Below are 12,776 nucleotides of genomic sequence, written 5' to 3'. Positions count from 1 at the left end.
TCCCAGCACGGGCGAGATAAGAGCCAATAGCGACGATACGATAAACGTAGGTAAAGATAGCAACAATCCACTAGTACCTGGTAAAATTACAGCTAAAAATATATCTGGTGCAGGTAAGCTAAATTTCAACGTTCCAGACGGTTTTTCAGGCAGCGATACTGCGTTAACTTTAACAGATGGTCATCCTACCGATCTAAGCGGTACTAAAATTAGCGTAAATTCTGATAAATTAGCCGATAATACGCAATATACGCTAATCAATAAAACAAATGGAACGATCAATCAGCTTGATCGCACTATCCAAAAAGATCAAGTCTATACTATCAAGAACGCAAACGAATATAGCTTCGTAGGAGAAAGCTATAAAACCGATGCAAGCCTCAAAAAATTACAATATTCGAAAGGCACACAGACTAGAAACTGGGATGGGGAATTCGACTATGGCGAAACCGAACTCAATAAAATTACCAATGCAGCAAATAACGGTCACTCACTTGATAGGAATAAAAACAATACTGTCATCATTGATGCCAATGCGGGCAATCTAAATGGTAAGAAAATTTACGGCGGAAGCACTGCAGCGAGCGATACCTTAGATATCCACGACAATACGGTAGAGATCAATGGTGGAACAAATATCGGCGATGTCATCGCAGGTAATAACGCTAGCTCAAGCGGTAAAGTCAGCAATAACGTTATAAATTTTAATGCAGGCGCATTATCAGGCAAGCTCTATGGCTCTGACGATGCATCTAACGCAAGAGGCAATAATAGTGGCAACACCCTAAACGTAAATAACGCTCACACTCAAAAAACCGCAGGCGATATTAAGAATTTCAATGCTCTTAACTTCGACGGGGTTACCGCAGCTACTAACGGAGCTATCGATAGGGCTGCTTTAAATTTAACTACTAATGCCGATACAGACATTAATAACGCTAAATTTAAACTAAACGGTGAAGAGTATGACGTAGATAAAGATACCTATGGCTCACTTAATATCGAAGAGGGTAAAGAGTATCACCTTATCCGAAATGCTGGCAATACCTTTACAAGCTTTACCGAGAAGGCTAAGCAAACGACCAGTGAGTTTACGCTTAAAAACTCTACCACCTACGATATAATGCTAAAAGGCTTAATTAAGAGCAGTGACGATCAATCTATCTTAATTCAAGGAAGCAAGCTTACGTCTAGAAATATCACCGGCGGCGAGTTTGGAAACGATGAGATCAATAGATACAATCCGATCCCAAATCCTGTAATAAACGTAGTTAACGAAGATCCAAACAGTCCTACGAATTTCAACGGCTTAAATATCAACGGCGGCAATAACTCTACCGTAAATTTAACCGGCGGCAATAATATCGGAAATATCACCGGCGGAGCGGGAAGCACTCTAAACGTAGGTAAAAATACTACCAATCCAGCAGCTCCTAATTCGATCACCGCCAAGAATATCGGAGGATTTGACGATATCAATATCTTTATGCCTCCTACCGTTAAAGACGGCGATTCGATGATTAAGCTTACCGATCCTACGGCTAATACTGATCTAAGCAATATGAGAGGTAAGATCACCGCTTACGTTAGTGGCAATACCGATGTAGGAGATACCAGCACGATCCATCTTATTGATAAGCAAGGAAGCGGACGATTACTTCTTCCTAATGCAGATCACTTGCAAACCAAAGTACAACAAGGAGCTACCATAGATTATGAAACATATGCTATGGTAGATGCAAACGGAAAAGCATTGGATCTTAAATTTAGCGGCAAGAAAAAAGTAAAGGATGACGCTAAATCCTTCGCCGAAACCCGTGCTGCAAGCTTAGCCAGCTTAAAGAGCGGAAGCGAGTTAATCACTAACTACCTAGATAAGCTAATACCTGACGGTCATTTAGAGCTATTTCCTTTTGCTATAAGCGAAGCTTATGATCTAAGGTACGAGACTGGTTCGCACGTAAATTCTAAAGGCTACGGCGTTGCAGCAGGACTAGCCAGCTTAACTGAGAATTTCGCAGGAGATATCTTAAGCGGAGTATTCGTAGAATATGGAAAAGCAAACTACGATAGCTACTTAGATAATGGCCTACATGCAGACGGAGATAGCGAGTATATAGGCGGAGGCTTGATGCTAAAGCAAAACTTTACTAGCGGCACCTACCTTGATGCAAGCTTTCACGTAGGTAAGATAAGCAGCGACTACAATAGTAACGACTGGACCTATGCCATAGCTCCTGGAGTATTAGCTCATAATGAGAAGTTTGATATCAGCTCAACCTATATGGCTACTCATATAGGAATAGGTCAGATCTTTGATCTAAGCCAAAGTAATAAACTAGACGTTTATACTAAATGGCTATATGCTTACACGGATGATGCCGATGCCTCTATAAGCTCTGGCGAGAGATATCACTTTGATAGCGTTACATCTAATAGGCTAAGAGCGGGTCTTAGAGATACTATAAATCTTAAAGACGAGCATAACCTATACTTTGGAGGCGCTTATGAGTATGAGTTTAGTGGGGATGCTAAAGCATCTACTATGGGACTTGACGCTCCTAAGCCTAGCCTAAAAGGCTCAACCGGAGTATTTGAAGCAGGCTATAAATACGATAGCAAAAACCTTATCTTTAGCCTAGGAGGCAAGGGCTACGTAGGCAAAACAAGAGGCGGTGCTATCAATGCAGGGTTTGAGATTATGTTTTAAATAAAAGATGCGTAAGCCCTAGCTCACACATCTATAAAATCAAATCCTATACTTAAAATTTCAGGGGCGATAGATTTCTCGCCCCTTTTTAAATTTAGATGCTACGCACTAGATAAATTTCATAGATTCGCTCTTATGCGATAACGATCTTATTAAACGCGCCGTATCCGCCCGCATGAAATTTACCGAAAGCGGCGCAAGGCAATTCATAAAATTCTATGCCGTTTTAAAATTCTGCGATACGAAAGAATTTAGGCTCAATTCGCAGGGGAATTTCATAGTCTGCTTTATCTTTAAAGAACTGGCGCAATCTTAGGTTCTTTTACCAAAGCCAAAAAAGCTTATCAAAGCGGCAATACTATCATTATTGGCTTTTATTGCTAAGGCCGGTGCCTTTTATTTATATCCTGCGCTTTATATTTTAAAAGTGAAGCTACGAAATTTCGAAGTAAAAGTGAAATTGTATAAGAAAGATCTTGCAAAACTTAAAATTATAAAATTTTAAAACTGCTTGTCTTAGAATTTATAAGCAAAATTTCGTAAGGTCTAAATTTTTAAAATTTTAAAATTCCGTGCTTTAGAATTTCAAATTTCAACTTACGCTTCTCATTAAAATTTAGGCTAAATTTAAATTTTATACAATGAAATTTTAAAATTCTGCACCTAAATCTTGCCTGTGAATTTTAAAATTACCCAGCGCAGTTTCGATCGTTCGCTTCAAAGATGCGACCTGTTATAAAAATAAAGCTTACTCTACGCAAAATAAGTCTTGTGCGAGCTTTGCTTTAGCTACACAAAGCCTAAAATTTAAACCTTGACGGCAGGTAAATCTAACTGCTCGCGATTATAGAATTTTAAGCGGTATTCATAGCGTTGCAAACCTACATTTTTATAATTTTATAGTTTGGTAAACGGGTTATACAAACGAACGATCTATAGTTTAAGATCTACTTTTCGCAATTTTATACTAATAGAAAATATTTGATATCTCGTTAAGCTATGGGTTTGAGCCTACTTTTTCGTGATTTTATAGAGTAAATTTCCAATGCTTTGTATGATCTGCACAAGCACGATCAGAATCACGACGGTGTATGCCATTATATCGGGGCGGAAGCGCTGAAAGCCGTAGCGGATCGCCACGTCGCCGAGCCCGCCGCCGCCGACCGTGCCCGCCATCGCCGTAAATCCGATGATGACGATGAGCGTCAGAGTAATCGCGCCGATGATGCTAGGTAGCGCCTCGACGAACATTACGCGAAAGATTATCTGCGTCTTGCTCGCGCCGAAGCTCTTCGCCGCCTCGATTACGCCGCTATCGACCTCTAGCAGAGCGCTTTCGATGAGGCGAGCGATAAAGGGGGCCGAGCCGATAGTAAGCGGCACGATCGCCGCGGTGGTGCCGATGCTCGTGCCCACAAGAAGCTTTGTAAGCGGAAAGAGCACGATCAGCAAAATTATAAACGGAAAGCTTCGCAGCGTGTTTATCACGACGTCCAGCACGGCGTAAACGATGCGGTTTTCGCAGAGCCCGCCGCGACGCGTAAGGATAAGCACGATCGCAAGCACAAGCCCCAAAATAAACGCCAAAGCGGTGCTTACGAAGGTCATATACAGCGTCTCCAGCGTCGCGTTTAGCAGCAGCTTCGGAATCACGCCACTAAAAAAATTTTGTATCCACTCTATCATTTATATCCTTTCAATTTGCGCCCTTTTGCGCTATATCGAGCTTTTTTGCCGCTTTAAAATTTTTGAAATTTTAAAATTTCCGCTGCAGCAAATTTTACGCCTTAAAATTTTAGCCCTCGCGCGGCGGTAAATTTTATGAAATTTTACCGCTTAGGGCCCGTAAATTTAGATGAAATTTTATCTAAATTTAACGCACGACCTACCCTTAAAACCAAAGCTAAATTTTAAAATTTCAAATCCGCGCGAAATTCAGCCCCGCACCCTCAAAAAATCTCAAATTTCTTAAATAGCTTGGGCTCATCCTGCACGATGCTGCGCTCTATGAGGCTTGACACGACTTCACGGCTGCAAAGCGTCTCCTGCGGCCACCGGCGCGTATAGCCCTCCCACTCGTGCTTGCTCGTAGCGTCGATGCAGATACGATCATCTTGCGCCACAAACACGTCGCGCAGCGCATCGATGCTATTTACGATACGCCAAACGCTCATATAGAGGTTGCTCGCATCATTCCCCGCATCGGTAAAAATCAAAATTTTAAAATGCTCGCTAAATTTCAAAAGCCGCCGCCAGCTTCGCTCTACGAGCTCTTTTTTGTCTATGTTTATCAGCACGAGCGGGTTTTTCGTATCGCAAAAGTGCTGCTTAAGCGCCAAAATGGCGGGCTCCTCGCTTTGAAATTTCGCTAGCAACTCCTCGTCGCTTAAAATTTGCGGCGCCTGCGAGCTTAGATCAACCGTCGCATCGATGCCGAGCTTGCCGCCGAAGCAGGAGTTCGGGCTTGCGTGATCGAGCTGATCGCACACACCCTCGCTAAAAACGAGGCTGCGCGCGCCTATGCGGTTTAGGACGTACTTCGTAAGCGCCTCGTACTCATCTAAGCTCGGCGCGTCTTGCGGCACGAAAACGGCGTGTTTTACGAAGCTCATCTGCCCCACGCCCCAAAACGCGTGCATGATCTGTTTGGCAGCAGCGGGGTAGCGCACGGCGATCTTAGCCAAAATCAGATTGTGAAATACGCCGTTTTCGGGCATTTTATAATCGATCAGATCGGGCGCGCTCGTGCGAAACAGCGGCAAGAAGATCCGCTCGGTCGCGTACCCCATAAATTTATCCTCAAGCGGCGGCTTGCCTACGACGGTGGCGTGAAATACGGGCGCGCGCTTGTGCGTGATCGCGCTAACCTCCATCACCGGGAATGGCTCTACCGGCGTGTAATATCCGGTGTGATCGCCGAAAGGTCCCTCCGGCTCGCTTACTGCGGGATCGACAAAGCCCTCGATCACGTAGTCCGCACCCTCTGGAACGTAAATTTCATTCGTAAGCGATTTTACAAGGCGAGCGGGGCTGCGGCGGATAAAGCCGTAAAGCAGCAGCTCAAAAATCCCCTTTGGCAGCGGCGCCTGACCGCACCAGATATAGAGCGGATCGCCGCCGATCGCCACGGATACGGGCATCTTGCGCCCAGCTTTGCGGTATTCGTCGAAAAAGCCAGCACCGTCTTTGTGTATCTGCCAGTGCATCCCCAGGCGGTCGCGCCCGTAAATTTGCAGGCGATACATGCCGAGATTTTGCGTTTGAGAGTTCAGATCCTTCGTATAAACCTGCCCCATCGTGATGAACGCGCCGCCGTCATTCTCCCAGGTCTTAAGCACGGGAAGCTCGCCCAAATCTACATCAGCGCCTAGATGCGCGACCTGTTGGCACTCGCCGCGATCGCTAAGGCGCTTTATAAAAATTTTACGAAGCGAGATTAAGTGCGCTAAAAAATCAAGCTTTTCGCCGAAGCTTTGCGGACGCTTCGGCTTTAGCAGGCTCTCGATCTCAGCGGCAATTTCGTCGGGTTTGCGGCCGAGGATTAAATTTAACGCCTCGAAGGAGCCGAAAATATTGGTTAGCACCGGCGGCATCCGTTTGCCCTGCGCGTTTCGCACGTTCGTAAAAAGCAGCGCCTGCGAGTGCTCCTTTTTGACCTCGATGTAGCTTGCGTGCGCTATCTCAAGCTCCGTGCCAATCTGCTCCTTTACCTCGCGCAATAGCCCGTTCTCGTAAAGCCTCTTTATCCAAAAATTTCCGTTTAAAATTTCATCAAAGCTCTGCATTCGCTGCCTTTAAAAAAATAGATTTTTTTCTTGCGGTTTTTGATTTAGAAGCTGCAAGATCGCGCTCTTCTCCGCAAAAACCAGCGCGTAGTGAAACTCGGGCAGGCTCTTTAGCGCGCTTAGCTTATTGAAGCGAAAGTCGATCTTAGTGCCGTCCAAGCGATCTTCCCAGCTGGCGCATATGATAATTTTTTCGCGGAATTTTGCCCGCAAAAACTCCGCCTCGCGCGCAAAAAGCTCAGGATCGCTCTCAGCGATAAAGGCGCGGTAGCTGCCGCCAAGCGAGCTAACGTTAAAAAATCTATCCACAAAAATCGGCTCGAAATGGCCGAATGCGCTTAAGTTTTGAAATTTAAAGGGTATGTTTTTGCGCGAGAGATACTCGATCACGCCGCATAGCTCGGGCAAAAACAGCTGTGGAAAGATTAAGTTTGAATAATAAAGCGAAGCTGCTGTAAAATATCGAGCCGCCATAAAGCAGCCTAAAATCGTCGCTCGCAGGGATCGTGGCAGGCGAGATACCGAGGCTTTGCAAAAGATCGCCGTCGGTAGTGAAGTAGGTATTTTTCTCTTTGGCATTCATCAGACTGATGAAAAGCTCGCCCTTGCTGCGCGGCGCAAACATCAAATTTTTCGGCACGCTCGTGTAGCGCAGGATCTCGCTTTGCACCTCGTTTATCAGCACGAAGCCGTGCCGCCACGTCTCGCCCAAAAATTTTATCAGTCGCACTAGCGCCGAGCATAAATTTTCTACTTTGATAAAGGCGATCTCGTCGTTGAGCGGCTTGAAATTGTTATCGAAAATGATCGCGTACGCGCCGTTATCGATCGCGGTGCGCACGTCGCGCTCGTTTGCGCCGAGTGCGATGAAAGCTCCCTTTTTCGTGACCTTTGCAGGCTCGATCGCAAAGCTCTCGACCGCGGAGATTGCGGGATTATTCAGCATCGTTCCGTTTACGATACGGGTTAAATTTAATAAATTTACCATTACGACTTCCCTGCGGCAGAGCTTTTAAAGGGCGCGCTCTTTGCAGCGCGGTGCGGCTGCTTTGCGGTAGATGCGGAGGTTGCGCCGGATGCTGCGGCGTCTTTTGCGGCGATTACGGCAAGCATAGCAGTATTTTTTGCGATGCGGCGAGATTTTACGTTCTGAGAGGCACTTTTAGCCGGTATCGCTTTTGCGCTTGGCGCGGAAATTTTATTTTGCGCTGCGTTTTTTACGAACGCTGATTTTGCGACAGATACAGAAGCTGCGGCGGGCGCGATACTTTTAGCGGTTGATGCGGTTTTTGCGATAGGTACAGGTTTTTTAGCAAGCGGAGATCTTTTTGCGGGCACGCTTTTTGTTACTGCGTTTTTTTTAGCATGGGCGTTTTTGGAAAATGAGGCGTCCTTTTTAATGCTCGCGCTAGAAACATCTGCCGTACGCTTTCTGTGCGGCGTGACGCTTGCATTAGAATTCTCGCCATCCGCGCTCGCATATTTTTTCGTGCGCTCACCTGTAAATTTATCGGTGCGTGAAAACGAGCGCACGACCGCGCGCGCGCCGAGCTTTGCACATTTTAAAGCGGCGAACTTCGACAGCTCGCAAATGCCGAATGTTAAAATTTTACGCGCTGCAAATTTTAAAGCAACTCCTGCGCCGAGCTTCAGTGCCAAAGGCGTGGCGCATACAAGCCCGCCTGCGCCGATCTTTGCGGCAAGGCCGCAGCTGCGGCAAAGCTTTAAAATTTTATCCGAAGCGCCGCCTTTTTGCGCGCAGAGCCCAGCCGCGCCGTAGATAGCGAGCTTCGAAGCCTTGCGCGCTAGAGCCCTCATCGCTAACCTACGATCGCGCCGTTTTTTACGGGCGCGAGAGTGCTAAGCAGCGTAAGGCTGCCGTCCTCGGCGCTTAAAATCATGCCCTCGCTGCTATGTTTAAAAATTTTAGCGGGTTTTAAATTCGCCAGCACGCAGATCTGCTTGCCGACAAGCGCGGCGGGATCGTAAAATTTCGCGATACCGCTGATGATTTGACGCGGCTTCTCCTCACCCAAATCGATCATAAATCGCAGTAGCTTCTCGCTGCCCTCAATGTTTTCGCACTCCAAAATCGTGCCGACTTTGATAACGCATTTTTTAAAATCATCGATTTTGATTTGAGTTTCGGGTGCCATACCTTCGGCTTCCTGCGCCGTAGCGCCCGAGCCGGAAGCGTTTGCGTTTAAGCTTGGCGAGCCTTTTGCGGCGGCGTCTGTGCCCGAACAGCTTGTAGAATTTACAGCGCCATCCAGTCTATCGTAGTCCGCCTTCGGCATCAGCTCATGATCGATCTTGGTAAAAAGCGGCTCGCACGGCTTAGCCTTGAAATCTAAAATTTCGCCGCGAAGCACTAGCTTCTCATAAAGCGGAGTGGAAATTTCAAAGCCCAGAGTGTCCGCGATCTGCGTCGCCGTCTGCGGCATAGCAGGGCTTAGCAGTACGGCAACTTTAGCCAGAATATTTGCGACCAATGCGACGAGAGCCAGTGCCTTAGCCTGCTCGCCGTTTTTCATCAAATTCCACGGCTCGTATTTTGCGATCGAAGCGTTCGCAAGAGCAAGCGCCCTCCAAAGCTCCTCCAAGTATCTATTGGTAGCGACCTCCTCAAGCGCGTTAAGCGCGGCGCTCAGATAGGAGCTTGCTTCCTCGATCTCGGCGGTGAAAAATTTCATCACGTCTTTAGAATTTATGACGTAATCCGAGTATTTTGCGCTCATGCCGACGATGCGGCTGAGTAGATTTCCAAGCTCGTTGGCAAGCTCGGAATTTACGCGGTTGATGATCGCTTTTTGCGAAAAATCGCCGTCTTGGCCGAACGGCACCTCGCGCAGCAAAAAATACCTAAACTGCTCCAGCCCGTAGGCGTTTGCGACCTCGCGCGGATCCACGACGTTGCCCAGGCTTTTGCTCATCTTTTTGCCGTCGCGCGTCCACCAGCCGTGAGCTGCGATGCTGCGTGGCATATTTAGTCCCAGGCTCATCAAAAACGCAGGCCAATAAACGGCGTGAAAGCGCAAAATGTCCTTACCCACGATGTGCAGCGCGTCGCTCCAATACTCCATCCGCTCGCCGCCCGCGCAAAATCCGAGCGAACTAAGGTAATCCATCAGCGCGTCCAGCCAGACGTAAATCACGTGCTTCGGATCGTTCAGCTCGGGCGGAATTTTAACGCCCCAATCAAAACCCGTTCTCGTGATCGAAAGATCCTTCAGGCCGCTTTTTACGAAGCTTATCACCTCATTTTTTTTGCCTAGTGGAAGGATGCACTTTTCATCCTCGTACCATTTTAAAAGCCGCTCTGCGTAGGCGCTAAGCCTGAAAAAATAGCTTTCTTCTTTTAAAATTTTAGTCTTTTTGCCGCAGTCGGGGCAATACTCGCCGTCGATTAGCTGATTGGAAGGAAAAAAACTCTCGCAGCTTACGCAGTAGTTGCCCTCGTATTCGCCCTTATAAATGTCGCCCTTTTCATACATCTTGCGAAATACGTTTTGCACCGCCGCCTCGTGCGCGGCATCGGTAGTGCGCGAAAACATATCGTAGCTGATGCCAAACTCGTCCCACAGGTCTTTAAATTTAGCGCTCACACCGTCTGCATACTGCTTTGGACTCTGAGCATGCTTAGCTGCAGCCTCCTCGATCTTTTGGCCGTGCTCGTCGGTGCCCGTTTTAAAAAACACCTCGTGTCCTTGCAGACGGTAAAATCTAGCCATCGTATCGGCGATAATCGTCGTATATGCATGACCGATATGCGGGACATCGTTTACGTAATAAATCGGCGTCATTATATATTTTTTCATCATTCTCCTTAAGCGTTTCTACCGTAATTTTATTGCAATGCTGAACCGGTATTGGAAGCCAAAGTATAATTTACATATCCGGTCTCGGGCTGGATAAAAATATCGGCGATCTCGCCCGCGGCGTTAGTAAGTCTGATAACGCATGGATTTTGTCCTACAAAAAGCTTATCATATGGCACGTTAGAGTTCGCTACCTGCCCCATAGGACGCCCATAAGAATCAAAGACTATAGTTTGATTTGCCCGGTCTCCACAATTAGTAAATTCGACATTTCTAATATCGTAGGTTTTGCTTAAATTCAACTTCTTATTGATTCTTTCGGCATTTCTATTTATCGCTTGATTTTGAAAGCCGGCACTTAGAATTTTATTTGGATTTTGCGGATCTATGGCAAAATCAACCCTTGATAGATCAGACAGATCCGCACTACCGTTAGGATTACCGCTCATAGTGCTATCATAATACACAGTGTAAGTCCAGCCCTCCGCACTTCCTTTGGCGTTGGTATAACTAAACTGAATCCTCCAAAGCTTCTTAAACCAATTCGGATCGTCGGGATCGAATTTATTATCGTTCATCGCAAGCTGCTGCGTGTAACGAATATGCGCGGCAACCTGATCGGCCGCCTCCACTAAACTGTTTCGATTGATTTGAGGCACTGCCACGGCCGCTAAAATTCCAACCACCACGATGATGAAAATCAGCTCGATCATAGTAAATGCTTTTTTCATAATTTTTACCTTTCATAAAAATTTTGTTTATATTTTAACATAAAATTTCGCAATTCGCACGCCTCGCTTGTAAATATCTATATTTTGTATCGAATTTTCAGAATTTCGCTCATAAATATACGCATCCTCGCCGCTAGGCAGTCCGTAAAATTTCAGGCGCAGGCAGAGCCTCTCGTCTTCGCAGCTTACGCTTTTTACTCCGCGATTTTTTAACTCACTTGCCAGCTGCCTAGCTACGTCAAATTTATATATGAAATGCCGCTGCGGTTTGTTTGCGAACATCGCCTCATACATCACGTCACTAAAAATCACTGCAAAATAACTCACCGCTAAGCTTACCAGCGTCACACCCACGGCGATCTTATGAAAGGTGCGAAATTTAGGTAACCTGACGCGATATGAGTTAAAAAGCACGCGGATAATCAAAGGCGTAGCGATGACGCAATACGGCAGCATCATCTCAAGCGGCACGCGCTGTCTTAGAGAAAAAAGCATCGTTAGACAAAGCGCACTCGTGGCGATGAACCATAGCAGGCTCTTTTCCTCTTTGATCCAAATTCTATAGATCGTGTAGATGAAAAATAAAAATACTAAAGGCGAAAACGCGCCCGCAAAAACGCCCACGGTGTCTAAAAAATACCCCTTTGGCTTGCCCTCCGAGCTTACGTCGTAAAAGATCACGCTGAAGCTAAATAGCGCTATGCAAAGCAGCAAAAGCTCCTTTTTGCGCGTATAAAGAGCCCAAATTCCAAAGCCCACGTAGAGCATAAAAAACGCTCTATCGATCAGGGCGCAAGCGGAGAGAAGCACGAAAAGCGCGATATTGTATTCGCTCTTTGCAAAATAGATCGCCAGCAGCGTGAAAAAAACGATGATGCCCGCGGGATTTAGCAAGATCGCACTACTCATCGAGGCAGGAAGCGCCATAAATAGCGCCGTAGCGACCACTCTATCGAAGCGGCGCTTTAGAATAAATTTTGAAATTTTATAGATCATCGCGGCGTTTGCGAAGTGGATCAAAATAAACGGTACGCGCAGGGCATAGTCGTTGCGCCCGAAAATTTCGCAGCTTAAATTTGCGATTAGCGAAACGAGGGATTTTTTCTCATAAAAAATTTCGGCCTCGTAGTAGCTGATGCTTAAATTTGAGATCGCATAAAGCAAAAATATGCCCTGAAGCAGGCACATTATAAAGATCACGAAAATTTCGTTTTGATAAAGCTTCTTCACTCTCATCCTTGTTGCGGGCGCTTTAAATTTACGACTAAATTCTACGACCGAAATTTTATAAAATTTAAGCTGCCGAACCTTTTAAATTTAGCCGCTAAATTTAACTGCGCGCCGCTTCATTCCTCTATCGTATAATTTTCCCAAAAGAAATTTATCCACTCATCCATCTTTGAAATTTTAAAATCGGGCTGGATAAGCGCCTTGGGTTTGTAAAAAATCACCGCGGTTTTAAGCTCTATTTGTGGGAATTTCTCCAGCAGCACGCGCTTGATCTCGACCATACTGTCACCGCTGTCGATGATATCGTCCACCAGCAGCACGCGCTTGTAAAGCTCCAGATCGGGCACGTTAAAAACATCGATGGTGTCGAGCTTTTTAGTATCCGCGTAGTGAATGGAATTTATCGAAAATATCGTACGCATATCAAGCGCGTTGGCTAGTGCATGACCGAATGTAAGCCCGCCTCTAGCGATCGCCACGATTGCATCGGGCATAAATTCGT

10 protein-coding genes are annotated in these 12,776 nt (G+C 46.2%); 1 reads left to right on the top strand and 9 read right to left on the bottom strand.

The genetic code is table 11. The annotated features are described in order from the left end of the window. On the top strand, positions 1-2,710 hold a 2,710-nt coding region (locus Q0372_RS00545; protein WP_298101363.1), incomplete at its 5' end, for an autotransporter outer membrane beta-barrel domain-containing protein. Between the two features lie 1,011 nt (positions 2,711-3,721). Here the strand turns inward: Q0372_RS00545 and Q0372_RS00540 are convergent. The 9 genes from Q0372_RS00540 to Q0372_RS00500 form a co-directional block, all read right to left on the bottom strand. After that, entirely contained in the window at positions 3,722-4,396 is a 675-nt protein-coding gene (locus tag Q0372_RS00540) for a methionine ABC transporter permease (protein ID WP_297944892.1), read from the bottom strand. 263 nt (positions 4,397-4,659) lie between these two features. Beyond that, complete coding sequence (locus Q0372_RS00535; protein WP_298101361.1) at positions 4,660-6,495, bottom strand: menaquinone biosynthesis decarboxylase; 1,836 nt, start codon at positions 6,493-6,495, stop codon at positions 4,660-4,662. A 9-nt stretch (positions 6,496-6,504) separates the two neighbouring features. Beyond that, positions 6,505-6,804 (bottom strand): hypothetical protein, encoded by a 300-nt coding sequence (locus Q0372_RS00530; RefSeq protein ID WP_298101359.1) that lies wholly within the window; start codon positions 6,802-6,804, stop codon positions 6,505-6,507. A 43-nt stretch (positions 6,805-6,847) separates the two neighbouring features. After that, positions 6,848-7,483, bottom strand: a complete 636-nt coding sequence (locus Q0372_RS00525; protein WP_298101357.1) for a hypothetical protein — start codon at positions 7,481-7,483, stop codon at positions 6,848-6,850. After that, positions 7,483-8,313 carry a hypothetical protein gene (locus tag Q0372_RS00520; RefSeq protein WP_298101354.1) on the bottom strand — a complete coding sequence of 277 codons (831 nt, stop codon included), beginning with the start codon at positions 8,311-8,313 and terminating at the stop codon, positions 7,483-7,485. Before Q0372_RS00520 ends, Q0372_RS00525 begins: the two co-directional genes overlap by 1 nt. Positions 8,314-8,315: 2 nt before the next feature. Continuing rightward, complete coding sequence (metG, locus tag Q0372_RS00515) at positions 8,316-10,313, bottom strand: methionine--tRNA ligase (RefSeq protein WP_298101352.1); 1,998 nt, start codon at positions 10,311-10,313, stop codon at positions 8,316-8,318. 29 nt (positions 10,314-10,342) lie between these two features. Further along, a complete protein-coding gene (locus Q0372_RS00510) occupies positions 10,343-11,044 on the bottom strand; it encodes a type II secretion system protein (RefSeq protein ID WP_298101350.1) in 702 nt (233 codons plus the stop codon). A 27-nt stretch (positions 11,045-11,071) separates the two neighbouring features. Next, positions 11,072-12,280 carry a hypothetical protein gene (locus tag Q0372_RS00505; protein ID WP_298101349.1) on the bottom strand — a complete coding sequence of 403 codons (1,209 nt, stop codon included), beginning with the start codon at positions 12,278-12,280 and terminating at the stop codon, positions 11,072-11,074. A 110-nt stretch (positions 12,281-12,390) separates the two neighbouring features. Continuing rightward, positions 12,391-12,776 (bottom strand): phosphoribosyltransferase family protein (locus Q0372_RS00500; protein WP_298101348.1); only part of this gene is annotated, 386 nt, incomplete at its 5' end.

It is taken from the genome of uncultured Campylobacter sp., from assembly GCF_937997405.1.
Taxonomy (GTDB): Bacteria; Campylobacterota; Campylobacteria; order Campylobacterales; family Campylobacteraceae; genus Campylobacter_B.
Note: the sequence above shows the minus strand (reverse complement) of the source record. Positions and strands in the feature narration are given on the sequence as shown.

Coding starts and splice junctions, on each gene's coding strand:
- Q0372_RS00540 (WP_297944892.1), bottom strand. CDS start 4,396: ATGATAGAGTGGATACAAAATTTTTTTAGTGGCGTGATTCCGAAGCTG.
- Q0372_RS00535 (WP_298101361.1), bottom strand. CDS start 6,495: ATGCAGAGCTTTGATGAAATTTTAAACGGAAATTTTTGGATAAAGAGG.
- Q0372_RS00525 (WP_298101357.1), bottom strand. CDS start 7,483: ATGGTAAATTTATTAAATTTAACCCGTATCGTAAACGGAACGATGCTG.
- Q0372_RS00520 (WP_298101354.1), bottom strand. CDS start 8,313: ATGAGGGCTCTAGCGCGCAAGGCTTCGAAGCTCGCTATCTACGGCGCG.
- metG (WP_298101352.1), bottom strand. CDS start 10,313: ATGAAAAAATATATAATGACGCCGATTTATTACGTAAACGATGTCCCG.
- Q0372_RS00510 (WP_298101350.1), bottom strand. CDS start 11,044: ATGAAAAAAGCATTTACTATGATCGAGCTGATTTTCATCATCGTGGTG.
- Q0372_RS00505 (WP_298101349.1), bottom strand. CDS start 12,280: ATGAGAGTGAAGAAGCTTTATCAAAACGAAATTTTCGTGATCTTTATA.